We start from the raw sequence: 24,342 nt of genomic DNA, 5'->3' as shown, positions 1-24,342 counted from the left end.
AGGTTCCCCGGGAACCGGGCCGGGCCGTTCAGGCCCAGGTCGCTCAGGCTCAGGCTCAGGCCGCTCAGTAGCTGAGGGCATTGGCGACCACGGCCTTCACCGAGCCCGAGAGGTCCCGGTTGCTGCGCGCCTTCACCTCGGTGCTCTTCCCGGCCTCGACGTCCTGCACCGTCACCGCGGTCGCGTCCAGCACATTGCCGCTGTCGTCGGTGAAGTTGACCTGGATCACGTACCGGTTGCTCTTCTGCTGATCGTGGTTGGTGACGGTCAGCGGCACCTCCGCCTTGCCGTCCACGAAGGCCACCGCCCCCACCGCGACATCGGCCTTCGCGTCCAGGCCGCCCTTGACCTCGGCCAGCACCGAGGAGGCCGCCGCCTGGGCCGAGGAGGCCGCGGAGGCCAGCTGGGAGGAGAGCCCGCCGGCCGCCGAGGCGAGCGCCGAACTCGCCGCCGAGGCCGCGGCCGAGGCCGCTCCCGCGATGCCCGACCCGACCTGTCCGGCGGCCGAGGAGATCGCGCTGCCCGCCGTACTGTCCGAGGAGCAGCCGGCCAGCGCGTCGGCGCCCAGCAGGGCGTCGCCCACGACCGCGGCCAGCGCGCGGCCCGGCCGGTGGACGGCGGGGGCCTGCGGGTCCCCGGCGGTCACCCGCGGCGGCGCGGCCGGACGCGGGGTGGCCGCCGGACGCGGGGTGGCCGCCGGACGCGGGGTGGCGGCGGTCGCGGTCACGGTCCGGCGGGGCGGAGCCGCGGTGCGGCGGGGCGGCTGGCGATCCATCGGGAGTCCTCGATTCTGGCCGGCGCCGGGGGCCCGGCGCGCCTCCCCGCCCACCTTCCGGGGGCCGGGAGACGCCCGCCAACAGGGCTGATGCGTTCGGGTGAGCCCCCGTCTCAGGGCCTCGGGCCAGCCCCGGCCGGGCGGTGCCGGGGCGCGGGTCAGGGGCGCGGGTCAGGAGAGCCCGGAACCGTCCTGGGTGTCCGCCTCCACCGCCGCACGCTCCTCCGCCAGCCGGACGGCGTGCCGGCGCCGGGCCACCACGCCGTACGCGGAGGCCGCGCTGGCCGCGAAGGCCAGCACACCGACCCACGCCTGGTCGAAGGCGTGCCCGGTCAGGTGGTCGATCGAGTACCGGCCGGGACCGGCCAGACCCAGCGCCAGACCGGTCGCGCCGAGGAACGCCGGGTACTCGTAGCCGCCGGACATCACGAAGAACCCGGCCGGCGCGTGCACCGCGACGGCGCCGGCCATGGTGCCGGCCACCACCGCGCCGGCCGCCGGGGTGGCCAGCCCGACCAGCAGCATCGCGCCGCCGCCGGCCTCGCCGAGGCCGGCGGCCTGGGCGCTCTGGCGCCCCGGGTGGAAACCCATCGCCTCCATCGCCTGGGCGGTGCCGTCCAGGCCGCCGCCGCCGAACCAGCCGAACAGCTTCTGGGTGCCGTGGGCGATCAGCACCCCGCCGACGGCACCGCGCAGGGCCAGCAGACCCAGGTCCTTACGGTTCAGAGCCATGTCGAAGTCTCCTTCGGAAGCCCTCCGCCGGACGGAGGAGTGGTCCGGCTTCCATGGCACAGGAAACCGCCGGTCCACTCGACCCGGGGCGGCCGTTCGGGCGAATGACGGGGGGAACGGGAATATCCGGCCGGGGGCGTGGCGGCCCGGCGGCGGTGATCGTCGCGGCCATGCTTGGCCCATGTTCGTCTTCAACCTGAGCAGCGCCTTCATCGCCTTCTTCGCCGTGGTCGGGCCGCCGAAGGTCCTGCTGTCCTTCGCCCGGCTGGCCACCACCCGGAGCACCGCGGAACTGCGCCGCCTCGCGGCGTGGAGCACGGTCATCTCGGCGCTGATCGGCGTGGTCATGGCCTACAGCGCCGACTTCGTCACCTCGCTGTTCCACATCAGCGACCAGTCGCTGCAGCTCGCCGGCGGCCTGATCTTCTTCGTCTACGCGGTCGCGCTGGTCTTCGGCGTCCACCTCGGCGCGGGCGCCGACGAGACGGACGAACACCTGGCCAACCCGCTGGTGGACGGTATCCGCGAACTGCTGCTGCCCTACCTGGCCAGCCCGCTCGCGGTCACCGCGGTGCTGGTCGCCTCGCTCGCCAAGGACGACTGGGGCTGGTGGACCACGGTGGCCGGCGCGTACGTCGCCGTAGTGGTGATCAACTTCTTCTGCGTCGCCGCGCTCGCCCCGCTGATGCGGCACACCCACCGCACCTCGCTGGAGGTGCTCTCCCGGCTGCTCGGCCTGCTGCTCGCGGCGGTCGGCGTCGAACTGTTCCTGAACGGCCTGGCCGGGCTCGGCCTGCACCTGCCCGACGGGCACTGAGCCGCACGCCGGGCAGGGCAGGGGACAACGGGGAGCGGGTGGCTGTGGCCAGCCGGCCGCGGCCGGCCGCGCCCCAGGCCCCGCCCGTGCCGGGCCCGGCTACGGCACGACGACCGGGCGCCAGGGGACGGGGCTGGAGAGGATCATCGAACTGGCCGGCTGGCCGTAGGCGCCGAGGCGGTCGATGAGGGCCTCGAATTCGGCCATCGCGGGCACGGCGACCAGCAGGGCGCAGCAGGCCCCGCCGGTGACCCGGTGCAGCTGGAGCACCTCCGGCCACCGGGCCACCTCGGGGTCGCGCAGCACGCAGCGCGGGCCGTAGCACTGGATCTGCACCAGCGCGGTGATCGGCAGGCCGGCGCGGGTGAGGTCGATGTGGGCGTGGTACCCGCTGATCACCCCGTCGGCCTCCAGGCGGCGGACCCGTTCGGCCACGGCGGGTGCGGACAGGCTCACCCGGCGCGAGAGTTCGTTGTAGGAGAGCCGGGCATCACCCTGCAGCTCGTCCAGCAGGCGGCGGTCGACGGCGTCCACGGTGGCTCCTGAAGGTGTGGTGCGGGTGTACTCCGATTGGCCGGATCCCGCCGCTTTGCGATCGTGAAGAGGATCGGAAAAACACCTCTTGTACGACAGGCACGGCTGCGGTTGCCGTGCCCGCCGCCCATTCAAATGCGGGACCGGGGCACCGCACAATGGGGTCCCGGCAAGGACCGGGGCGACGGGACCGAATCCCGGGCCCGTCCGGTGGTTCCGTCCGCCGGTGACTTCAGGAGGGAATCGGTATGGGGCACGACACGGTGGAGAAGCCCAACCTGTCGTTCGGTCGGGCCGGACAGCCGGGTCGGGGCACCCCGTACGCGCGCTACGCCCGGCTGGACGAGCTGCACAGCCTCCAGCACCCGCTCAGCAAGGAGCCGGCCGAGCTGTCGTTCATCGTCACCACCCAGGTGATGGAGCTGCTCTTCGGCCTGCTGCGGCACGAGTGGACGATCGCCCAGCACGCGCTGCGCGAGGACGACCTGCCGACCGCGCTGGCCGCGCTGCGCCGGGGCACCCACGCCCAGGACGTGCTGGTGGAGTCCTGGGACCTGCTGGCCACGATGACCCCGCAGGAGTTCAACTCCTTCCGCTCGGTGTTCGGCGAGGCCTCGGGCTTCCAGTCCTCGGCCTTCCTGTACCTGGAGTTCCTGCTCGGCAACAAGAACGCCGCGCTGCTGAAGATGTACGACGACAGCCCGGCGGCCCTCGCCGAGCTGACCGGGGCGCTGCGCTCCCCCGGCCTGTACGACGACGCGCTCGCGCTGCTGGCCCGGCACGGCCTGGACGTGCCGGACACCGTCTCCGAGCGGCGCCACCAGCGTGACGAGGCCGTCGCGGCCGCCTGGCGGCGGGTCTACACCGAGGCCGGGTACGCCGAGCTGAAGCCGCTGGCCGAGGCGCTGCTGGACGTCGCCGAGCGGGTGACCCGCTGGCGCCACCGCCACCTGATGGCGGTCAAGCGGACGATGGGCGCCAAGCCCGGCTCGGGCGGCTCCAGCGGCCTGACCTGGCTGCGCCGCTCCGCCGAGCAGGACGTCTTCCCCGAGCTGTGGGAGATCCGGGACGGGATGTGACCGGCGCCGCCCGGGCATGAACCGGGCGTCGGAATCCTGTGGGCCGCGGGCACCTGGCCGCGGGCACGAACGAAGTACGGGAAAGGGCAGGGCATGATCACGCGCGAGGAGTGCGCGGCGCTGGACGCCGCCGATCCGCTGGCGGCGTTCCGCGAGGACTTCACCCTGCCGCCGGGGGTGATCTACCTGGACGGCAACTCGCTCGGCGCGCTGCCCGTCCGCACCCCGGAGCGGGTGCGGGCGGTGGTCGAGGAGGAGTGGGGCCGGGAGCTGATCCGCAGCTGGAACGACGCGGGCTGGTTCGAGCAGCCGTACCGGCTGGGCCGGCGGATCGCCCCGCTGGTCGGCGCCGCGCCGGAGGAGCTGGTGGTCTGCGACACCACCTCGGTGAACCTGTTCAAGGTGCTGACGGCGGCGCTGCGTCTGCGCCCGGGCCGGTCGACCGTGCTCGGCGACGGCGCGGCCTTCCCCACCGACCTCTACATCGCCGAGGGCGTGACCGGCATGGTCCCGGGCGCCCGCAGCCTGCTGGTCGACCCGGCGGAGCCGGACGCGCACCTGGACGGCGAGGTCGCCGCGGTCGTCCTCTCGCACGTCGACTACCGGACCGGCGAACTGCTGGACATGCCCGGCATCACCGCCCGGGTGCAGGCCGCCGGGGCCCTGATGATCTGGGACGTCTGCCACTCGGTGGGCGCGGTGCCGGTCGAACTCACCGCGAGCGGCGCGGACTTCGCGGTCGGCTGCACCTACAAGTACCTGAACGGCGGGCCCGGTTCGCCGGCCTTCCTGTACGTCGCCGAGCGGCACCTGGCGGCCGGGCCGCTCCAGCCGCTGAGCGGCTGGTTCGGGCACGCCCGCCCGTTCGCCTTCGAGCCCGGCTACGAGCCGAAGGCCGGGATCGGCCGCTTCCTCACCAGCTCGCCCTCGCTGCTCGGCCAGGCCGCGCTGGAGGCCTCGCTGGACGTCTGGGAGCGGGCCGACCGGGCCGCCGTCCGGGCGAAGAGCCTGGCGCTGACCGATCTGTTCATCAGCCTGGTGGAGGACCTCGACGGGATCGAGGTGGTCACCCCGCGCGAGCACGACCGGCGCGGCAGCCAGGTGGCGCTGCGGCACGCCGACGGCTACCCGGTGGTCCAGGCGCTGATCGCCCGCGGGGTGATCGGGGACTTCCGGGCACCGGACCTGATGCGCTTCGGCTTCACCCCGCTCTACCTCTCGCACACCGAGGTGTGGGACGCCGCGCGGCACCTGGCCGAGGTGCTGGAGAGCGGCGAGTGGAAGGACGAGCGCTTCTCCCGCCGCGGCGAGGTGACCTGAGCCCTCCGGCTCCCGTGACAGCGGCCCCGCACCCGATCCCCCCGGGTGCGGGGCCGCCCGCGTCACAGCACCGTCAGCTCCTCGACCAGCCGCCCGTAGACGGCGAAGGCCGGCTTCGGCGTGTAGTCGTCGCGGAGCAGGCCGAAGCGGTGGAACAGGCCGGGGTCCGCGCTGTCCGCGTCGCGCAGGCCGAAGTGGCCGTAGCCGGTGAGGTTCAGCTCGTCCGCCAGGCCCGCGACCGTCCGGACCACCTCCGCGACCACCTCGGCCTGCCGCCGCTCCGGGCGGTCCGGGCCGGTGGGCCAGCCGTGCTCGCAGATCCGGACCGGCACCGCCGGGCCGATCCCGGCCCGGGTGACGGCCTCCCGCCGGAAGGCGGTGAGCACCGCCGTGACCGCCGCGCCGAGCTGCCCGCCGGGGAGCGGGCGGAAGACGTCCGGGAAGAAGTCCAGGCCGACGTAGTCGAGCGCGCGGTGGAACCGCTCGTCGGCCAGCGCGCCCAGCTCGGACCAGAACGGCTCGGCCGGGTCCGGGCTGAAGGCCGCGTTGAACCCCACGGCGAGGTCGAGGCCGAGCGCCAGCGCCTCCTCCTTGGCCGCGACCACGCCCTCGACCAGCGCCCGGAGGACGTTCGGGACGGAGCCGTCGAGCATCGGCGAGTCGACGTTCGGCTCCTCGCAGATCTGCAGCGTGCCGATCCGCTCGCCCTCGGTGCGGACGGTGTGCCGGACGAAGTCCGTCCAGCCGTCCAGCCGGCCGCCGGGCGCGCGGAACTGGAGCACCAGGTCGAGCCGGCGCCCCTCCCCCGTGTACCGCTCCGGCTCGGCCGGGGTGGGCGGAGTGGCCGGCCCCGCCGGGTACGAGCGGTAGGCGCGGACGAGTAACGCGGGTGCCGCGCCCTGGAGTTCGCGCAGCGCGGCGGTGATCCGCACCGGGTCGTCCGGGCTGACGGGGGCGATCACGCGGCTCTCGTCGCCGATCAGGCCACCGGGGTAGATGCCGAAGGTGAAGGTCATGGGCCCCACCGTAGCCGATATTTTTGGTGTCACTGCAAGTTTGGTGCGGCACTATGATTCCCTATGATTCCCGTATGGGACTTCGCGAGGAGAAGAAGCGGCAGACCCGGACCCTGCTGGCCGACACCGCGACGGGACTGTTCGCCGAGCACGGGTTCGAGCAGGTCACGGTGGCCGACGTGGCCCGGGCCGCCGGCGTGGCCGTCAACACGGTGTTCAACTACTTCCCGACCAAGGAGGACCTCTTCTTCGACCGCCAGGAGGAGGTGGTCGCCCGGCTGGCCGGGGTGGTGCGGGAGCGGCCGGCGGGCGCCTCCCCCGTCGGCGCCGTCCGGGCGGAGCTCCTCGCCGGACTCGACGCCGACGAGCCGACGTACGGACTGAGCCCGCACGCCGCGGCGTTCTGGCGGACCGTCGAGAACAGTCCGGCCCTGCGCGCCCGGCTGCTGGAGCTCGGCGAGCGGGCCGAGGAGGCGCTCGCGGCGACCCTGGCCGAGGAGGCCGGCGCGGCCCCCGGCGACCCGCTCGCCCGGCTGGTGGCGGGCGCGCTCGCGGGGGCGCACCGGGCGGCGCTGGCCGAGGTCCGGCGGGGCGTGGTGGCCGGCGAACCGGTGGACGCCGTCCGGGACCGGGTGGTGGCCGCGGTGACGGCGGCCTTCGGCCTGCTGGCCACGGGTCTCGCCGGGTGGCCGGCGGGGCAGGACGGGCAGGGCGGGCAGGGCGGCTGAGCGGAATGACGCCGGGGCCGCCCGGTCGGGAGGACCGGGCGGCCCGGGGGTACGGCGAGTGCGGTCGCGGTGAGCCGTCAGTTGTGGCGGCCTCGGCGACGGGCGGCCAGGACGGCGAGGCCGCCGAGGGCGAGCAGGCCCGCGCCCGCGAGGCCGAACACCACCGGGGCGTTGCCCGCGCCGGTCGAGGGCAGCTGACCGCCCCCGCCGCCGGGCCCCGGGTGGTGACCGGTCGGCCGGTGGCTGCTGGGACCGTGGCTGGTCGGACCGTGGCTGGTGGGCGCCGCGCTGGACGAGCCGGACGAACTGGGCGAGGTGGTCGGACCGGTGGGCACGGCGGAGCTGGTGGTCGGGGCCGGGGAGGTCGGGGTGGGCGTGGTCGGCGCCGCGGAACTGGTGGTCTCGGTCGGAGTCGGAGTCGGGGTCGGGGTCGGAGTCGGCGAGGTCGGCGAGGGGCTCGGCGTCACCTCGCAGTCCGGCAGGTCCCCGTCGAACGGGTAGCTGTGGATCTCGTAGCCGCCGCTGCCGGTCTGGACCAGATTGCCCGCCAGGTAGACCCGGCCGTTCATCCCCGGCATGGAGATCGTCGTGGTGCCGGCGGGGTTGCCCGCCATCACCGAGCCCTGGAACTGCGCGCTGCCGAGGATCTGCGCGCCGGTCGACGTGGGGAAGTTCCACATCAGCCTGGAGCGCATCGCGGTGGTCTGGTCGCCGACGAGGCCGGTGCCGGTGTAGGTGTTGATGACCGGGGCGGCCGACAGCATGTTGACCACGACGGTGGCGCCGGCCGGGATGTTGTCGAAGACCAGGCCGATCGGCCCGCCGGTCGGCGAGGCGAGGTTCCCGGCGACGTTGAAGACCTGCTTCATGCTGCTCCCGTCACCACGGAAGGTCGCCGAGCTGCTGGTGGCGAGGACGGTGCCGGTGGCGGCGGCCCGGCCGACGCAGGCCGAGACCTCCTCGATCCGGGTCAGCACCGACCGGTACGGCGCGGCGGCGTCGGCGTCCTGGATCTCCTGGCCGGTCGGGTCGATCGCGACCCTGCCGGTGAGCGTGCCCGCGTACCGCAGGTTGCCGAAGGCCTGGCCCTTGGAGTCGCTGCCGCCGATCAGCAGGCGGTTGCCGGGCAGCACGGCGACGCTGCCGCCGACGGTCAGGAAGTCGCTGCCGTTCGGCGGGACGACGCGCGAACCGACACCGACCACACCCACGTTGAAGGCGCCACCGCCCTGGCTCTTGTCGACCGTGAAGTCCCCGAGGGCGACGATCTTGCCCTCGGCCTCGGCGGCCCGGCCGGTCACCGTGTAGTCGCCGCCGGTGAAGACGTTGATGGTGGCGTCCCGGCCGCCGAAGTCCCCGTTGTCCGGCGGCGACAGCCAGGTGCCGGAGCAGCCCGGCCCGCTGCACGGGCCCAGCGGCGGGGCCAGCGGCGCGGCCGCACCGACCGTCAGCACCGCCGCCAGCGGCAGGACCGCGACGGCGGTCGCCACCGCGATCCGGACGGTCGTCCGCCCGCGCGGGGCCGGCGGACGCTCCACGGCGGTTCTGCTGTGACCCGGCGCACCGGTTGCCTGGCCCTGACCCATCGACACATTCCTCCGCGCAGCGAAAAAGGCAGGTGGAGCGGCACCTGCCAGGTTCCAGTCGATCCTGGACCTGGATCATCCCGGTGCATTTCCGGAGAATCCAGAGATTCGGGATATCCAATAGCAAATCGGGCGATCCACACCCTACAGACCATCAGCACCCCGGCCGAAAATCCTCCGGCCGGGCGAGCCGACCGTGTCCTCCCGGGCCGCGCGCGGCGGCGCTAGGTTGAGGGCATGACTTCCTTCTCGGGCATGACTTCCGACGCGATCGCCACCGTCGCCACGAGCGCCGACGTGCTGCGCCACCCCGAGGCCGGCGAGCACCTGCTCACCGCCGTGGAGAAGGAGCGCGCCGCCCGGTTCCGGCACGAGTCGGGGCGGGTCGACTTCGTCGCCGCGCACGTCCTGGTCCGGCTCTGCGCCGCCCGGCTGCTCGGCGTCCCGGCCGCCGCACTGGTCCTCGAACAGCAGTGCCCCGACTGCGGCAAGGGTGACCACGGCAAGCCGTACCTGTCCGACCGTCCCGGGATCTCGGTCAGCCTCTCGCACACCAAGGGCGTGGTCGCCGCCGCCGCCGGGCACCGGCCGATCGGGGTCGACGTCGAACGGACCGACCGCGGCGGCACCCTGCTGGACGTCGCCCCCCGGGTGCTCGCCGCCGAGGAGCTGCGGCAGGTGAAGGCGCACACCGACCCGGCGCGCGCCTTCCTGCGGCTCTGGGTCCGCAAGGAGGCGCTGATCAAGATCGGCCGGACCACCCTGGACGGCCTCGCCGCCGTCGACCTCTCCGGGCTCCCGCTCGACCTGCCCGGCGGCCGGCCGCTGCTCGGCCGCTTCGAGGGGCTGCACCTGCTCGACTGGGTGGACGAGCCGCACGGCGCGGCCGTCGCGGCGGTCTGCGAGCTGCCGCCCCGGGTGGTGGAGCTGGCCTCCCTGTAGCTCCTGACCTGGGTGGGGGCCGGTCGGATAAGCGGTGTTAGCGTCCTGGACGGGGCGAGGAGAACCGTCCGCCCCGGCTGCCCGCGCCGCGACCGCCGACGGGGCCGCCCCCGTTGAGTCACAAGGGTGCCCCGCCATGGCCAAGTTCCTGCTGAGCCTGCACGTCCTCGCCTCGGTGCTGTTCATCGGCCCGGTGGCCGTGGCCGTCAGCATGTTCCCGCGACGGGCCCGGGCCGCGCTGGCCGGCGGGCCCGAGCAGGCGGCGGACGCCGGCGTGCTGCGGGTGCTGCACCGGATCACCCAGGTCTACGCGCTGCTCGGGATCGCCGTGCCGGTGCTCGGCATCGGGCTGGCCCAGGTGATGGACGTGCTCGGGCAGTCCTGGCTGATCGTCTCGATGGTGCTGACCGCCGTCGCGGCCCTGGCGCTGCTGCTGTTCGTGCTGCCCGGGCAGCAGGCCGCGGTGGACGCCCTCGCCCTGGACGCCGACTCGGAGCAGCACGGCAAGGCCGTCCGCGGGCTGAAGCCGCTGCCGATGACGGCCGGGGTGTTCAACCTGCTCTGGGCGGCCGTCGTGGTGCTGATGATCGTCCGGCCGGGATCGACCACCGGCGCCTGACGCCCCGGCGACCTGCACCTCCGAGGTCATGCCCCGGGCCCGCTCACGCGGCGGGCACCGGCCGGGCGCGGTCGATGATCGCCTCGACGTCCGGGCCGGGCGGCAGGGTGCCGAACGCGGCGCCGTGGTCGCCGCCGAGCCGGGAGGCGCAGAACGCGTCGGCGACCGCCTGGTCCCCGTACCGGACCAGCAGCGAGCCCTGGAACGCCAGTGCCATCGCCTCGACCAGCCGACGGGTGCGGTACTCCAGCTGGTCGAGGTCGGTGAGCCGCTTGCGCAGGGCGGCGACGGCGGCGTCGAGCCGGCGGTCCGCGCCCGCGGCGGCGTCCAGTTCACCGAGGAGGGCGTCGACGGTCTCCGGCCGCCCGGCCATGGCGCGCAGCGCGTCCAGGGCGGCGACGTTGCCGGAGCCCTCCCAGATCGAGACCAGCGGCGCCTCGCGGTAGAGCCGGGGCATGCCGGACTCCTCGACGTAGCCGTTGCCGCCCAGGCACTCCAGGGCCTCGGCGGCGTGCGCCGGACCGCGCTTGCAGACCCAGTACTTGGCGACGGCCAGGCCGAGCCGGCGGACCAGCGCCTCCTGCTCGTCCCCGGCGAGCGCCGCGTCGGTGGCCTGGGCGAGCCGCATCGCCACGGTGGTGGCCGCCTCGGACTCCACCACGAGGTCGGCGAGCACGTTGCGCATCAGCGGCTGGTCGACCAGCGCCTTCCCGAACGCCCGGCGGTGCAGGGCGTGCTGGACGGCCCGGGTGGCGCCCAGCCGCATGCCGGAGGCGGCGCCGATGGTGCAGTCGAGGCGGGTCATGTTGACCATCTCGATGATGGTCCGGACGCCGCGGCCCTCCTCACCGACCAGCCGGCCGTAGGCCTCGTCGTACTCGATCTCGGCGGAGGCGTTGGACCGGTTGCCGAGCTTGTCCTTGAGCCGCTGGAGGTGGAGCCGGTTGCGGCTGCCGTCCGGCAGGACGCGCGGCAGCAGGAAGCAGCTGAGCCCGCCGGGCGCCTGGGCGAGGGTGAGGAAGAGGTCGGACATCGGCGCCGAGGTGAACCACTTGTGCCCGGTGAGCCGGTAGCTGCCGTCGGGCTGCGGGACGGCGGTGGTGGTGTTGGTGCGGACGTCCGAGCCGCCCTGCTTCTCGGTCATCGACATGCCGGCGATCAGACCGCGCTTGCCGTGCGGCTCGCGCAGCCCGTAGTCGTACGCGGTGGCGGCGAGCAGCGGCTCGAACTCGGCGGCCAGCGCCGGGGTGGCGCGCAGGGCGGGCACGGCGGCGTAGGTCATCGAGACGGGGCAGGTGTGGCCGGCCTCGACCTGGCCCCAGACGTGGAACTTGGCGGCGCGGGCGGTGTGCGCGCCGGGCCGGTCGTCCCGCCAGGGGGCGGCGTGCAGGCCGTGGCCGACGGCGGTGCGCATCAGCTCGTGCCAGGACGGGTGGAACTCGACCTCGTCGATCCGGTGGCCGAAGCGGTCGTGGGTGTGCAGTACCGGAGGGTGCTCGTTGGCGAGGCGCCCCCACTCGGCGGCCTGCTCGGAGCCGGCCAGCCGGCCGAGTTCGCGCAGCTCGGGCTCGGCCCAGCCGGCGCCGGCCCGGTGCAGGGCGGCGAGCAGCGCGGGGTCGGCGGCGGCGTCGTGCCCGTACGGGAGCGGGACCTGGTTGGTGACCTCATGCGTCGCTGTCATCGCGTTCTCCAAGCGCTCGGAGGGTGAAGGAGACCAGGGCGGGGACCACGGCGTCGGGGGTGGTCCGGGGGTCGGCCGGGGGTGCGGCGGCGAGCGGGCCGGTGAGCGCCTCGGCGGTCGCGCCGACGATCGCGGCGGCGGTCAGCTGCGGGTCCTGGGGCGGCAGTCGACCGGCGGCGAGGGCGGCGGCGATCTCGGCGGCGAGCACGTCGCGGAAAGTGCGGCGGAAGACCAGGCGCTCGGCGTTCACCACGGTGTCGGCCGGCTCGACCAGCAGCGCGTGGGCGAGCCTGGGGGCCCGCAGGGCGCGGGCGGCGAAGGTCTCGACGACCGCCGCGATCCGTTCCTGCGGGGTGTCGTGCCGGGCGACGGCATCGTGGACGGCCGCCACCTCCCGGTTGACCACCCGGCGGAACAGTTCGACGGAGAGTTCGGCCTTGCTCGCGAAGTGCCGGTACATCGAGCCGGTGGCGATCCCGGCCCGCTCGGCGACGGCGGCCATGCTGCAGCCGCCGTAGCCGCGCTCGGCGAGCAGGCCGACCGCGGCCTGGAGCACCGCCTCGCGCTGGGCGTCCAGGCGGGCTTGTACGGCGGGGGTGCGTCGGTAGGCCATGGAAGTATTGAAGCACTGATTCACTGCTTCGGGGAGGGGCCGCGCCGGCTCCGGGCGCGGCGGCCTGCGCGCTCAGGAATGCCGGAGGGCCGCCCGGTGGACGGGCGGCCCTCGCGTACGGGAAGGGGTCGGTCCGGACTACAGCCGGACGCGGTCCTGCTTCAGGCCCTCCTCGTCCAGCGGGCCGATCGGCGGCACCTGGTACCGCCCGGTCAGCGCGCGGGCCGAGGCGTCGGCGCCGAGGCCGGCCCACTCCAGCACCTTGGCGGTGGCCGCCGCGGACTCGGCGGCGGGCAGCTTGCCGATGTTGGAGCCGTGGTTGCCGCCGGGCACCGTGTAGACGTAGCTGTCCTCACTGCCCCGGCCGAGGCGGAACGGCTCGGCGCCCCACGGGTCGTTCTGGCCGTAGACGTAGATGATCCGCTCGGCCGAGGTGCGCACCCAGCGGTCGATGTCGCGCATCGCGGAGGGGTCGAAGCGCATCGGGATGCTGCGCGGCACGTAGGTGCGCGGCGCGTACAGCTCCTTGTAGTCGTAGTGCAGCAGGCCCTTCAGCTGCGAGACGTCGAAGGAGGGCGAGCCCAGCTCGGTGCCGGCCTGGTAGTAGTACGCGGTGTACCCGGCGAGCGCCTGGTCGCTGTTGCCGGTGATGCCGGACTGCGTGTCGAGCCAGGCGTACAGCGCGTCGTCGGTGCCGGCGGCGCCCGGGACGTTCACGCAGTCGGCCGCCATGCTGTACTGCCAGAACGCCCAGACCGAGTCCAGCACGGCCAGCTCGTACGCCCGGTCGGCGCTGCCGATGGTGGTGAAGGTGGAGCCGGCGACGGCGTTGTCCGCGGCGTAGCGGGGCTCCAGCCGGTCGCGGCGGGCCAGCAGTTCGCGCTGGGTGGCGGTCAGCGCGGCCCGGCACTCGGGGGTGCCGACGTTCTGGAAGAACCGGGTGTACGCGGAGTCCTCGCGCTCGTCGACGTCGTTCGGGGCGACGTAGGCGATGGTGCCGGCCACGTCGTCCGGGAAGAAGCGGCGGTGATAGGTGGAGGACATGCCGCCCTTGGAGCCGCCGGTGGACAGCCACTCCTGGTGGTAGATCCGCTTCAGCGCGGTGATCAGCCGGTGCGCGTCGGTGGCGGCCTGCCGGATGCCGGCCTTGCTCCAGTCGGCGGGCTCGGGCCGGGACGGCGTGAAGTAGCGGTACTCGATGGAGACCTGGTTGCCGTCGACCAGGCGGGCCGGCTCGGTGCGGGACGGCGTGGTCCGCAGCGTGTAGCCGTTGGTGTAGAAGACCGTCGGCCGGTCGTAGCCGCGGTGCAGCACGCTCAGCCGCTGCTGGAAGGTGCCCAGCCAGGGGCGGAGGTGGTCGATCGGCTGGGTGTAGGTGAGCAGGAAGTAGCGGTGGCCGGTGGTGGTGGGCTGCTCCTCGGTGACGGTCATCCCGGGGATCCCGGCCAGGCGGACCTTGATGTCCGCCGACGGGTCGTCGGCGAGCGAGGAGGCGGTGCCCTCCGCGGTGCCCTCCGCAGTGGCCTCCGCAGTGCCCTGCGCGGTGCCCTCCGCGCCGCCCCGGGCGAGGGCGGTCGGGGCCAGCCCGAGGCCGAGCAGCGGTATGAGCAGAACGGCGACCAGCAGTCTTCTGATCGAGGTGGTCATCAACTCTCCATCGGGTCAACGGAACTGTGCGGTGCTGTGGTCCGTACTCTCCGGCAGTCGGCGCGCGGCCGCCGGGCGGACCGGCCGTCCGGTAGACGGCCGAATGGGCCACCCGCCGGTCGCGGATGGCCCATCGGGGAGGAAGTGCCGGTCAGGGGCGCGGCAGGGTGCAGCCGGCCTTGGTGAGGTCGAGCTTGTTCCCGGTGGTGAAGCAGGCGGGGATGGTGTACGTCTCCTGGGCGTAGCCGATGCCCTTGCGGACGGTCACCGCGCCGCTCTGGTCCACCTCGCACGGGTTGTTCAGGGTGCAGCGCTGGCCGTCCTCGTTGGAGGTGTTGTTCACCGCGACGACCTGCCCGCTGTTGGCGTCGACCACCGGCGAGCCGGAGGTGCCGCCGATGATGTCGCAGGTGGAGGTGTAGCGGAGGGAGTCCTTGAAGGTCCAGTCCGCTTCCTTGAGCCGGTAGGCGAAGCCGTCGGCCGAGCAGGAGTAGATCTTCTTCCAGTACCCGGAGACGACCTTGATCGAGCTGCCCTGGACGGGGTGGGTGGCCGCGACGGTCAGCGGGGCGATGCCGTAGCGCGACTGGATCGCGGCGTACGTGGTGTTCAGCTGGTAGATCGACACATCGGTGTCGGTCATGGTGCCGTAGACCATCTTGCTGGCCCGCAGGGTGCCCAGCGATCCGCCGCTCGCGTTGAGCAGCGTGAAGCTGCGGCTGGAGGACTGGTTGACGACCACCTGGCCGGCGCCGGGCATACCGGACTCCAGGCAGTGGCCGTTGGAGAGCACCAGCGCCGGGTCGTTGGCGGTGGAGCTGGCGAACCGGATCAGCGAGCCGGAGCAGTTGCTCAGCGCCACCGTGCCGGCGAAGGTGACGGCGGCGAGCTTGCCGGCCTGCGGCGAGGCCGCGTCGGCGGCACTGCCGACGGCGGCGGTCTCGGCGACGGCGGCGGGGGCGGCTTGGGCGGCGGTCACGGCGGTCGCGGCAGGGGCTCCCGCGAGGGCGGTCGCCCCGGCGAGCAGGAGCGCGGCGAACGTGCCTATGAGCGGCTTCTTCATGAGAGACCTCTCGGTGTGGGGGTGCCCCAAAGCTGGCGCGGACATGACGCCTTGTCAAGAGCCGGGCAGCCGCTCGTGGGCAGGAGCACCGTGATCCGGCCGCCGGACCCCGGTACTGTGACCGGAACGGCGAGAAGACCATCTGGGGGGCTGACATGACCGGTGACACCCACGCGGACGACGCGCGGAACGAACGGACCGGAGGCCGGCTGCTCGCGGTCAGCGACCTGCACGTCTCCTACCAGCAGAACCGCGACCTGGTGGAACAACTGCGCCCGGGCTCACCCGAGGACTGGCTGATCGTGGCCGGTGACGTGTCCGAGTCCACCACCACCATCCGCTGGGCGCTCGGCCTGCTCGCCGAGCGCTTCGCCAAGGTCATCTGGGCGCCCGGCAACCACGAGTTGTGGACCCACCCCAACGACCCGGTCCAGGTGCGCGGCGTCGAGCGCTACGAGCACCTGGTGGAAATCTGCCGCGAACTCGGCGTGGTGACCCCCGAGGACCCCTACCCGGTGTGGACCGGCGCGGGCGGCCCGGTCGCGGTCGCCCCGCTGTTCCTGCTGTACGACTACACCTTCCGGGCCCCCGGCACCACCACCAAGGAGGAGTCGCTGGCCGTCGCCTACGAGACCGGCGTGGTCTGCGCGGACGAGCGCTTCCTGCACCCGGACCCGTACCCGGACCGCGACTCCTGGTGCCGCGAGCGCGTCCGGCTGACGGAGAAGCGCCTCGCCGCGCACGACCCCGAGCTGCCGCTGGTGCTGGTCAACCACTACCCGCTGGTCCGGCAGCCCACCGAGATCCTCTGGTACCCCGAGTTCGCCCAGTGGTGCGGCACCGTGCTGACGGCGGACTGGCACCGCCGGTTCAACACCGCCACCATGATCTACGGGCACCTGCACATCCCCCGGCGGACCAGCTACGACGGGGTCCCGTTCGAGGAGGTGTCACTCGGCTACCCGCGCGAGTGGGGCCGCCGCGGCCTGCCGGACCCGCTGCTGCGCGAGGTGTTCCCGGACGCGTGAGGCGCGCGGACGTCGCTCCCGGGGCTACTCCGCCTCCGGGGGCGCCGTCCCCGCCTCCGACGGGTCCTTGCCTGCTGGCACCACCGTCAGCTCACCGTCCGCCACCTCCGCGACCAGCGTGTCGCCCTCCCGGACGGTGCCCTCCAGCAGCAGGTCGGAGATCCGGTTGTCCAGCTCCTGCTGGATCGTGCGGCGCAGCGGCCGGGCCCCGAACTCCGGCTGGTAGCCGAGGTTCACCAGCAGTTCCTTGGCCTCGTCGGTCACCTCCAGGCCGATGTCCTGGGCCTTGAGCCGGCGCCGGGTGCGGTCCAGCATGAGATCCACCACCCGGAGCAGGTCCTCGCGGGTGAGCGCGTGGAAGACGATCACCTCGTCGATCCGGTTGAGGAACTCCGGCCGGAACCGCGCGCGCAGGTCCCGCATCAGATCGTCACGGATCTCGCTGACGTCGCCCCCGTGGTCGAGGATCCGCTGCGAGCCGATGTTGCTCGTCATGATCACCACGGTGTTGCGGAAGTCGACCGTGCGCCCCTGGGAGTCCGTCAGCCGTCCGTCGTCCAGCACCTGGAGCAGCAGGTTGAAGACGTCCGGGTGGGCCTTCTCCACCTCGTCGAAGAGCAGCACGCTGTACGGCTTGCGGCGCACCGCCTCGGTGAGCTGGCCGGCCTCGTCGTAGCCGACGTACCCGGGCGGGGAGCCGACCAGCCGGGAGACGGTGTGCTTCTCCTGGAACTCGCTCATGTCGAAGCGGATCATCCGGTCCGGGTCGCCGAACAGCAGCGCGGCCAGCGCCTTGGCCAGCTCGGTCTTGCCGACGCCGGTCGGCCCCAGGAACAGGAAGGAGCCGGTCGGACGCTCCGGGTCGCCCATCCCCGCCCGGCCGCGCCGCACCGCCTGGGCGACCGCGGTGACCGCCCGGTCCTGCCCGATCACCTTCTCGTGCAGGTGCTCCTCCAGCCGCAGCAGGCGCTCGCGCTCGGTCGCGTTCAGCTCGGCGACCGGGATGCCGGTCCGGCCGGAGAGCACCTGCGCGATGTCGTCCGCGGTGACCTCCACGACCCCCTCCCGGTCCTCGGCGACCGCGGCCAGCTCGTCCTCGGTCTGCCGCAGCTCGGTCTTCAGATTGGCGGCCCGGACGAACTCCTCGTCCGCCACCGCCTCCTCCAGCTCGCGGCGCAGCTTGGTGATCCGGTCCCGCACCGGCATCGCGACCGTCGAACCGCTCAGGCTCCGCAACCGGACCCGGGCGCCGGCCTGGTCCAGCAGGTCGATCGCCTTGTCCGGCAGGAAGCGGTCGCTGACGTAGCGGTCCGACAGGGCGGCCGCGGCGTCCAGCGCCTCGTCCGTGAACCGCACCTGGTGGTGCGCCTCGTAGGCGTCGCGCAGGCCCCGGAGGATCTCGACCGTCTCCTCCACACTCGGCTCGGGCACCAGCACCGGCTGGAAGCGGCGCTCCAGCGCGGCGTCCTTCTCCACGTGCCTGCGGTACTCGTCCAGGGTGGTCGCGCCGACCACGCTCAGCTCGCCGCGGGCCAGGGCCGGCTTGAGGATGTTGCCCGCGTCCATCGACCCCTCGCCCCCACCGCCCGCCCCGACCACGGTGTGCAGCTCGTCGAGGAACAGGATCACGCTCTGCTCGGCCGCCGTGACCTCGTCGATCACGTTCTTCAGCCGCTCCTCGAACTCGCCCCGGTACTTGGAGCCCGCCACCAGCGCCGTCAGGTCGAGCGTGACGACCCGCTTGTCCTTGAGGCTCTGCGGGACGTCCCCAGACACGATCCGCTGCGCCAGGCCCTCCACGATCGCCGTCTTGCCGACGCCCGGCTCGCCGATCAGCACCGGATTGTTCTTGGTCCGGCGGGAGAGGATCTCGACCGTCTGCTCGATCTCCTCGGCCCGGCCGACCACCGGGTCCAGCCGACCCGCCCGGGCCTCCTCGGTGAGGTCCCGCCCGTACTCGTCCAGCGTCGGCGTCGCACTCGGCCGCGCACCACCGCCCGCACCGCGCTCGCCGCCTACCCCTCGCCCGTCCAGCACCGTACGCAGCGCGTCCTGCGACGGCGCCGCGTTGCGCAACGCCGCGCCCGCCCCCGAGCGCTCCTCCTCCAGCAGCGCCCCGAGGATGTGCTCCGGCCCGATGTACGAGGCCCCGGCCGCCTGCGAGCGCGCGTGCGCGGCCAGCAGCGCCCGCTTGGCCGCCGGCGTCAACGCCGGCCGCCCCTCCTCCACCGACCCCTGCGCCCCGGACGGCAGCGCCTTGTCCAGATCCCCCGCCAACCGCTCCGGATCCACCCCGGCCCGCTCCAACATCCGCCGCGACGGGTCCACCCGGGTGGCCGCCCACATCAGATGCCCGGTGTCGAGATCACTGCTCCCGTCCTCGACCGCCCGCCGCGCCGCCGACGCCAACAGCTCCTGCGCCGACTCACTGAGCAACCGCCCGATCGGCACCCGCTGCACCGCGGGCGGGGAGGCCAGCGGACTCATCCCGAAGAACCGGCTGAGCAGATCGGAGAACGGGTCGTTCGACCCGAACGGCGGCATGGTCACGGAGGATCACCTCTCCCAAGCGTGGTGCGCCCACACAAACACACCCCACCCCACCCCGCCTCCCGAACACCACCACCCCCACCACCCCCACAACCACTCCCGCACCCTCGGGGCAGCCCCGCCGCCTCCCGCTCCCACGAGTGCGAGGCGGGGCGAGGGAGCAGGGCGGCTGTCACAAGTCGGGCCGCTGTCCGGTCTTAGGGGATGACCGAACGGTGCGACCCATCGCGCCGACGACGTCTTCAGGTACCGCTCCTCAAGTAGCAGCGACCATGCCGTCAGCAAGGACCCGGCCGCAGGCAGTTGAGCATCGGAGGAAGAGAGAGGTTCAGGTTGAACGAGACAGGGGCGAGTGGGATCCCCCTTGCGCCCGGTGGAGCGCCGGTGGTTGGGCATCTGCCCGGGCTGGCGCGGGGGCGGGCGGTGTTTCTGCAGGGGTTGCGGGGGTGCGGTGACGTTGTGGAGATGCGGCTGGGACGGCGTTCGTTCTACGTGCTCAATGCCCCTGAGGCCATTCATGACGTGCTGGTGACGCAGAGCGGCAGGTTCAGCAAGGGCATGCTGTTCGACCGGGTCCGGCCGTACATCGGCAACGGCCTGGCGTCGTCCGACGGGCCCTTCCACCTCCGGCAGCGGCGCGCTCTGCAGCCGGCGTTCCACCGGGAGCGGGTCGCCCGGTACTCGGAGATGTTCACGGAGGTCGCCGGGGCGCGGGTGGGTGGCTGGCAGGCGAAGCGGCGCATGGACATGAGCCAGGAGATGCGCGAGCTGGCCGTCGCGATGCTGATGCCGACGCTCTTCCCGTTCGCCGAGGGGTCGGAGACCGGGCGGGCCATCGAGGATCTGGGCGCGCGCGTCAGCGGTGACCTCGGGGTTCTCGTCCGCGGTGTCCTTCGGGCCACCATCCTGCCGCCGGCGCTGGCCGTCCTGCCGACGCCGGCGCGGCGGAGGTTCCTGACCTCGGCGGCGGCCCTGCGCCGGCTCGCCGAGTCGGCCGTACGGCAGGCCCGCGGCAACCCGGAGAGCCATGGCGTGCTGGCGCTCATGCTCGCGTACGAGGGCGGCATGTCGGACGAGGAGGCGTGCGACGAGCTGCTCACCTTCCTGGTCGCCGGCGTCGAGACCACGGCCACCACCCTGTCGTGGGCCCTGCACGCCCTCGCCCGCGATCCGGGGATGGCCGACCGGATGAGCGAGGAGGCGCGGGCGGCCGAGCCGGGCGTCGTCACCCCCGCCGTCCTGCCGTACACCGCGCGGTTCGTCCAGGAGGTGCTGCGCCTGTACCAGCCCCTGTGGTTCATGGGGCGGCGCGCCCTTCAGACCGTGCGCGTCGGGCGGTACGAGATCCCGCGCGGGGCCGAGGTGGTCTACAGCGCCGCGACGCTGCACCGCGACCCCGCCCACTTCCCGGACCCGCTGCGCTTCGACCCCGACCGGTGGCTGGCCAGGCCGGAGAAGAGCCTGCCCCGCGGCGCCTACCTGCCGTTCGGCGCCGGCAACCGGAAGTGCATCGGCGACGGTTTCGCGTGGGCCGAGATGCTCGCCGCGCTCTCCGCCGTCACCAGGCGCTGGCATCTGCACCCCGCGCCGGGGCACCGGGTGCGGGCGGTGGCGGACGCGCAGATCCACCCCGATGCCCTGCCGATGTCCGTCACCCCGCGAGCAGCAGGCTGAACAGGAGAGTCGATGCTGGAGTTCCATCTGAGTGAGATCGGTCTGTTCGACACCGCGCGGACGCTGGACGGTCGCCTGCGGGGACTGACCCGGTTCCGCCCGGAGACCGCGCCCGAGCCGCTGGACAAGGCGGAGTTGCTGGAGATCGAGGGCGACTGCCGCCGGGAGCGGCTCGCGCTGCTCGACGCCACCGACGAGGCGTACCGGAGCAGCGCGCAGGGCCGTGCCTTCGCCTCGTGGCTGGCCGTGGCCGGGCCGGCCGAGCTGATCTGCACGCGCAAGGGCGACACGTCACTGGAGGACGTGCACCGGTACGTCGTCCGGGACGCCGTGCAGTGGCTCACCCTGTGGCTGGCCGGGTACCGCCGGGATCCGCTGTGGCACGCGATCGCCAAGGCGGTGGCGCTGATGGCGGTCCTGGACGACATCGTCGTCCCGCCCCAGGACGTGGCCGGCGGCGTGCACCGGATCGGGGACGAGAGCCTGGGCGAGGTACTGGACCGGGTGAAGGTGCTGGGCGGCGACCGGGACGCGCGGTGGCTCGCCCACGCCTACCAGGAAACGCTGTTCAGCGCGCGGATCCAGTTCCACGAGAAGTGGTCCACCGCCGCACCGAGCATGGCACCGCCGGGCCACCTCGACGCCATCCAGGCGTACGTCCGTGAGCCGGACACGCTGCGCGCGAGCATCGTACGGACCTACGCGGCCGAGACCCTGCCCGTCATGCACCTGATCGCGTACTACTTCAGGCTCCCCTTCGACGACTGCGACTGGGCGGCCTTCATCTCGGCCAGCGTGGCCCAGACCCTCGGTATGGACATCTCCAAGGACCAGTACGGCGTCGGCGTGAAGGAACCGACCAACTTCGGCGTCCGCCCCGGCCGACGCGAACGGGAGAACATACGGCACCGCACCGAACTCCACCGCACGTTCCTGCGCCTGACCGCCTACTTCCAGGACGCCACCGACTTCCCCGCCACCGTCTACGACCGCTACTCCCGCGTCTCCCTCTCCTACGCCGGACTCGTGGACCGCTACATCGAACGCCGCCACATGGCCCGCCTCCCCATGAACGACACCCTGTCCACCGTCGTGGACGACGTCCTCACCGGCGGCCGCTAGGAGGCCATCTGGAGGCCGCTGGTGACCTGTACCGACAGGGCTGTACCGACGGGACCTCGACCAAGGAGCGCGCGATGAAAGACATGACCGTTCCCGATCTTCACGGAAAACTCGCCGTGGTGACCGGCGCGAGCGACGGCATCGGCCTCAGGCTGGCCGAACGGCTCGCCCGCGTCGGCGCCGACGTCGTGCTCCCGGTCCGCAACGCGGCCAAAGGTGCCGCAGCCCTTGAACGGATCCGGGCCGACGCGCCCGGGGCGAAGGTCTCCACCCGCGTCCTCGACCTCGCCTCCCTGGCCTCGGTGGCGGACCTCGCCGACACCCTGCTGGCGGAGGGAAGGCCCGTCGACCTGCTGATCAACAACGCGGAGTGATGGCCCCGGCCACCCGGCACACGACCGCGGACGGCCACGAGCTGCAGTTCGGGACCAACCATCTCGGCCACGCGGCACTCACCGGTACGCGCCTACAACCTCTCCAAGCTGGCCAACCTGCTCTTCGCCATCGAACTGAACCGTCGCAGCACCGCGAACGACTGGGGCATCGTCAGCAACGCCGCCCACCCCGGGACCACCTTGACGAACCTCTACGCGTCCGGCCCGAACCTCGGCCGCAGCCGCCCCGCCCCGCCCCCCATGAAGCGATCATGCGACGACTCGCCGGCTGGGGCGTCTTCGTCCACTCGGCCGACGCCGGGACGCTTCCACCGCTGTACGCGGCCACGAGCCCCGACGCCAAGGGCGGACTCCTCTACGGCCCTGACGGCTTCGGCCAGTTCACCGGCGGCCCGACCGAGCTGACGATCTACCGATCGGCCCGGAGCGAGGCGGACGCGGCACGGCTCTGGCAGCTCTCCGAGCGGCTGACCGGGGCGGCGTTCGGAACCGCCTGACCGGTCCGCCACACGTCACACGTCACACCCACTCTCCTGTCACAAATCGTGGGCCCGCTCGGTCAATAGGGTGCATCCGCTCCACACGGCAAGGGAGATCACCGTGGAATCACGTCTCAACTACTTCGGCCACCCCCTCGCGGGGAAGGTCCTGAAGCACATCAACTCGGCCGCCAAGGTGGTCTCGGACTCCACCCTGCCGACCACGGTCCAGGAACTGGTGAAGATCCGCGCGAGCCAGATCAACGGCTGCGGCTTCTGCACCGACATGCACACCAAGGACGCCCTGCACGCCGGGGAGAACGCGCAACGTCTCCACCTGGTCGCGGCCTGGCGCGAGGCCAAGGTGTTCACCGACGCGGAGCGCGCCGCCCTGGAGCTGGCCGAACAGGGCACCCGCATCGCCGACGCGGCCGGCGGCGTCACCGACGAGGCCTGGGCGAACGCCGCCAAGCACTACGACGAGGACCAACTCGTCGCCCTCATCTCCCTGATCGCCGTCATCAACGCCTACAACCGCATCAACGTCATCAACCAGCAGCCCGCCGGCGACTACCAGCCCGGCCAGTTCGGCTAACCCGGGACGGCGCAAACTCGCCGCGCCACTCAACGTTGAGGGCCGCCCCCCTACCGGGTCGGCCCTCAACCTTCCCGCGTACGAGAGCGGTCGGCGGCGGCGAGCCGACGCGGGCCCAGGTAGTAGGAGAGAGCCGCATGTGACGGGCCGTCGGAGACCTCTCCTCCGACCAGGAGCTTGATCACCTCGGACTCCGGCAGCCACTCCACCCGAGCCGCCTCCGAGATGTCCTGCGGCTCGCCGACGTGGATGCAGCCGGTGACGTGGTAGCTCCGGAAGTGGGCGTCGGAGATGCCGGCCATGGCGTCGTACTCGGTCATCAGCTCGACGCGACCGGGCCGCCAGCCGGTCTCTTCCTCGACCTCGCGCGCGATCGCCGCGGCGGGCTCCTCACCGGGCTCGGCCCAGCCCGCCGGGACCTCCCAGCCCCACCGCCCGGTGATGAACCGGTGCCGGTAGATGAGGAGGATCCGACTCTCGCCGTCGGTGACGACGGCGGTGGTGGAGGCCCGGGGCATCCGCAGCACGTGATGGTCGACCCGGCCGACACCGGGGATCTCGACATCGTCCAGCCAGACCTCGACCCAGGGCGAGCCGTAGACCTGCCGTCGGCCGTAGACCTGCCACTCCGCTGCCGCCACCGGGCCCTCCTCACCTAGGTGCGAGTTGCTTTCTCGACTCTCTCACGCGCGCGGCGAGCTCCTGCACGGGCCTCTCTGCCGCCCACGGAGCGAGGGCTTGCTGGAGCGTCCGGGCCCGGAGGATGAGCGGCTGGACGACAGTGGCTCCGGCGAGGTCGAGGGCGGTGTGCGCGGTGGCGCACGCGGCGTCGAGGTCTCCTTGGGCGATCCGCACCTCGGCGAGGTCAAGGGTGAGGACAGCTCAGCCCTTAATGTCGGCAGCGGCGGTGAACCGCCGGCCGGGATCCAGTCGAGGCACGTCGGCGGCCAGTGACTCCCTGGCCGGCGCTTGGCGAAGCGCCGGCCAGGATCGCACGTACACCCTTGATCGCGCCTCGAGAATCTGACCATCGGGGCCCAAGAGCGCGCCGAGGTGGCCCACGACCACCCCTCCCCCTCGACGTGAGCGCCCCCGGCCGTCCAACCGGCCGGGGGCGCTTCCATGTCCGCCCGACCCCTGACCTGCGGGAACGCCATGATCGTTTGGGGGAAATTCAGGGGCCGACTCCCCCGAGCGAGCCATCAAGCAGGCCCAGATGCCCTACAGGCAACCTGCATACACGACTGCGGCCCAGGCCAGGACATCTGTCCTGGCCTGGGCCGCAGCCTGCGTTCACCTGTTCACGAGGTGGGCGCGGACGGTTTCGAACCGCCGACATCTGCTTTG

General features: G+C 73.0%; 24 protein-coding genes. 13 read left to right on the top strand and 11 right to left on the bottom strand.

The window, feature by feature from the left end:
* Positions 1–64: 64 nt before the first annotated feature.
* Positions 65–775 carry an FxLYD domain-containing protein gene (locus tag ACFP3U_RS31735; protein ID WP_380229195.1) on the bottom strand — a complete coding sequence of 237 codons (711 nt, stop codon included), beginning with the start codon at positions 773–775 and terminating at the stop codon, positions 65–67.
* A gap of 171 nt (positions 776–946) precedes the next feature.
* On the bottom strand, positions 947–1,507 hold the full coding sequence (locus tag ACFP3U_RS31730; protein WP_380229194.1) for a DoxX family protein: 561 nt from the start codon (positions 1,505–1,507) through the stop codon (positions 947–949).
* 181 nt (positions 1,508–1,688) lie between these two features.
* On the opposite strand from ACFP3U_RS31730, the gene ACFP3U_RS31725 reads away from it, so the two are divergent.
* The gene (locus tag ACFP3U_RS31725; protein WP_380229193.1) at positions 1,689–2,324 is read left to right on the top strand and encodes a MarC family protein; all 636 of its coding nucleotides are present in this window, start codon (positions 1,689–1,691) and stop codon (positions 2,322–2,324) included.
* Between the two features lie 99 nt (positions 2,325–2,423).
* On the opposite strand, the gene ACFP3U_RS31720 is transcribed toward ACFP3U_RS31725, so the two are convergent.
* Complete coding sequence (locus ACFP3U_RS31720; RefSeq protein ID WP_380229192.1) at positions 2,424–2,858, bottom strand: Lrp/AsnC family transcriptional regulator; 435 nt, start codon at positions 2,856–2,858, stop codon at positions 2,424–2,426.
* 248 nt (positions 2,859–3,106) lie between these two features.
* Here ACFP3U_RS31720 and ACFP3U_RS31715 point away from each other — a divergent pair, with 248 nt between their 5' ends.
* Together ACFP3U_RS31715 and kynU are read left to right on the top strand one after the other, a co-directional pair.
* On the top strand, positions 3,107–3,937 hold the full coding sequence (locus ACFP3U_RS31715) for a tryptophan 2,3-dioxygenase (RefSeq protein ID WP_380229191.1): 831 nt from the start codon (positions 3,107–3,109) through the stop codon (positions 3,935–3,937).
* Positions 3,938–4,030: 93 nt separating this feature from the next.
* Positions 4,031–5,257 (top strand): kynureninase, encoded by a 1,227-nt coding sequence (kynU, locus tag ACFP3U_RS31710; RefSeq protein ID WP_380229190.1) that lies wholly within the window; start codon positions 4,031–4,033, stop codon positions 5,255–5,257.
* 62 nt (positions 5,258–5,319) lie between these two features.
* Here the strand turns inward: kynU and ACFP3U_RS31705 are convergent, their stop codons facing one another.
* Positions 5,320–6,273 (bottom strand): hypothetical protein, encoded by a 954-nt coding sequence (locus ACFP3U_RS31705; protein ID WP_380229189.1) that lies wholly within the window; start codon positions 6,271–6,273, stop codon positions 5,320–5,322.
* Between the two features lie 74 nt (positions 6,274–6,347).
* Between ACFP3U_RS31705 and ACFP3U_RS31700 the strand changes: the two genes are divergently transcribed.
* Positions 6,348–7,001, top strand: a complete 654-nt coding sequence (locus tag ACFP3U_RS31700) for a TetR/AcrR family transcriptional regulator (RefSeq protein ID WP_380229188.1) — start codon at positions 6,348–6,350, stop codon at positions 6,999–7,001.
* A 77-nt stretch (positions 7,002–7,078) separates the two neighbouring features.
* On the opposite strand, the gene ACFP3U_RS31695 is transcribed toward ACFP3U_RS31700, so the two are convergent.
* The gene (locus ACFP3U_RS31695) at positions 7,079–8,539 is read right to left on the bottom strand and encodes a choice-of-anchor A family protein (protein ID WP_380229187.1); all 1,461 of its coding nucleotides are present in this window, start codon (positions 8,537–8,539) and stop codon (positions 7,079–7,081) included.
* 285 nt (positions 8,540–8,824) lie between these two features.
* Here ACFP3U_RS31695 and ACFP3U_RS31690 point away from each other — a divergent pair, with 285 nt between their 5' ends.
* Both ACFP3U_RS31690 and ACFP3U_RS31685 read left to right on the top strand, forming a co-directional pair.
* Entirely contained in the window at positions 8,825–9,529 is a 705-nt protein-coding gene (locus ACFP3U_RS31690; protein ID WP_380229186.1) for a 4'-phosphopantetheinyl transferase family protein, read from the top strand.
* Positions 9,530–9,665: 136 nt separating this feature from the next.
* A complete protein-coding gene (locus tag ACFP3U_RS31685; RefSeq protein WP_380229185.1) occupies positions 9,666–10,148 on the top strand; it encodes a DUF2269 family protein in 483 nt (160 codons plus the stop codon).
* Positions 10,149–10,191: 43 nt separating this feature from the next.
* On the opposite strand, the gene ACFP3U_RS31680 is transcribed toward ACFP3U_RS31685, so the two are convergent.
* The 4 genes from ACFP3U_RS31680 to ACFP3U_RS31665 form a co-directional block, all read right to left on the bottom strand.
* Complete coding sequence (locus ACFP3U_RS31680; protein WP_380229184.1) at positions 10,192–11,829, bottom strand: acyl-CoA dehydrogenase family protein; 1,638 nt, start codon at positions 11,827–11,829, stop codon at positions 10,192–10,194.
* Positions 11,813–12,442, bottom strand: a complete 630-nt coding sequence (locus ACFP3U_RS31675; RefSeq protein WP_380229183.1) for a TetR/AcrR family transcriptional regulator — start codon at positions 12,440–12,442, stop codon at positions 11,813–11,815. Before ACFP3U_RS31675 ends, ACFP3U_RS31680 begins: the two co-directional genes overlap by 17 nt.
* 138 nt (positions 12,443–12,580) lie before the next feature.
* Positions 12,581–14,089 carry a S28 family serine protease gene (locus ACFP3U_RS31670; protein WP_380229182.1) on the bottom strand — a complete coding sequence of 503 codons (1,509 nt, stop codon included), beginning with the start codon at positions 14,087–14,089 and terminating at the stop codon, positions 12,581–12,583.
* Positions 14,090–14,240: 151 nt separating this feature from the next.
* Complete coding sequence (locus ACFP3U_RS31665; protein ID WP_380229181.1) at positions 14,241–15,152, bottom strand: S1 family peptidase; 912 nt, start codon at positions 15,150–15,152, stop codon at positions 14,241–14,243.
* A gap of 155 nt (positions 15,153–15,307) precedes the next feature.
* Between ACFP3U_RS31665 and ACFP3U_RS31660 the strand changes: the two genes are divergently transcribed.
* Positions 15,308–16,180 carry a metallophosphoesterase family protein gene (locus ACFP3U_RS31660; protein WP_380229180.1) on the top strand — a complete coding sequence of 291 codons (873 nt, stop codon included), beginning with the start codon at positions 15,308–15,310 and terminating at the stop codon, positions 16,178–16,180.
* Positions 16,181–16,204: 24 nt separating this feature from the next.
* Here the strand turns inward: ACFP3U_RS31660 and ACFP3U_RS31655 are convergent, their stop codons facing one another.
* Positions 16,205–18,724 carry an ATP-dependent Clp protease ATP-binding subunit gene (locus ACFP3U_RS31655; protein WP_380229217.1) on the bottom strand — a complete coding sequence of 840 codons (2,520 nt, stop codon included), beginning with the start codon at positions 18,722–18,724 and terminating at the stop codon, positions 16,205–16,207.
* A gap of 309 nt (positions 18,725–19,033) precedes the next feature.
* Here ACFP3U_RS31655 and ACFP3U_RS31650 point away from each other — a divergent pair, with 309 nt between their 5' ends.
* From ACFP3U_RS31650 to ACFP3U_RS31630, 5 genes are all read left to right on the top strand, one after another.
* Complete coding sequence (locus tag ACFP3U_RS31650) at positions 19,034–20,404, top strand: cytochrome P450 (RefSeq protein ID WP_380229179.1); 1,371 nt, start codon at positions 19,034–19,036, stop codon at positions 20,402–20,404.
* A 12-nt stretch (positions 20,405–20,416) separates the two neighbouring features.
* A complete protein-coding gene (locus tag ACFP3U_RS31645; RefSeq protein WP_380229178.1) occupies positions 20,417–21,526 on the top strand; it encodes a hypothetical protein in 1,110 nt (369 codons plus the stop codon).
* A 74-nt stretch (positions 21,527–21,600) separates the two neighbouring features.
* Positions 21,601–21,900: an SDR family NAD(P)-dependent oxidoreductase gene (locus tag ACFP3U_RS31640; RefSeq protein ID WP_380229177.1), complete on the top strand. Its 300-nt coding sequence runs from the start codon at positions 21,601–21,603 to the stop codon at positions 21,898–21,900.
* A 272-nt stretch (positions 21,901–22,172) separates the two neighbouring features.
* Positions 22,173–22,418, top strand: coding sequence for a Rossmann-fold NAD(P)-binding domain-containing protein (locus ACFP3U_RS31635; protein WP_380229176.1), 246 nt, complete (start codon positions 22,173–22,175; stop codon positions 22,416–22,418).
* Positions 22,419–22,521: 103 nt separating this feature from the next.
* The gene (locus ACFP3U_RS31630; RefSeq protein WP_380229175.1) at positions 22,522–22,995 is read left to right on the top strand and encodes a carboxymuconolactone decarboxylase family protein; all 474 of its coding nucleotides are present in this window, start codon (positions 22,522–22,524) and stop codon (positions 22,993–22,995) included.
* Between the two features lie 65 nt (positions 22,996–23,060).
* Here ACFP3U_RS31630 and ACFP3U_RS31625 read toward each other — a convergent pair whose 3' ends face one another.
* Positions 23,061–23,636 (bottom strand): NUDIX hydrolase, encoded by a 576-nt coding sequence (locus ACFP3U_RS31625; RefSeq protein ID WP_380229174.1) that lies wholly within the window; start codon positions 23,634–23,636, stop codon positions 23,061–23,063.
* A 97-nt stretch (positions 23,637–23,733) separates the two neighbouring features.
* On the opposite strand from ACFP3U_RS31625, the gene ACFP3U_RS31620 reads away from it, so the two are divergent.
* On the top strand, positions 23,734–23,949 hold the full coding sequence (locus ACFP3U_RS31620; RefSeq protein WP_380229173.1) for a hypothetical protein: 216 nt from the start codon (positions 23,734–23,736) through the stop codon (positions 23,947–23,949).
* The last annotated feature ends 393 nt before the right edge of the window (positions 23,950–24,342 follow it).

Origin of the sequence: Kitasatospora misakiensis (assembly GCF_042656005.1) — a bacterium.
Lineage (GTDB): Bacteria > Actinomycetota > Actinomycetes > Streptomycetales > Streptomycetaceae > Kitasatospora > Kitasatospora misakiensis.
Note: the sequence above shows the minus strand (reverse complement) of the source record. Positions and strands in the feature narration are given on the sequence as shown.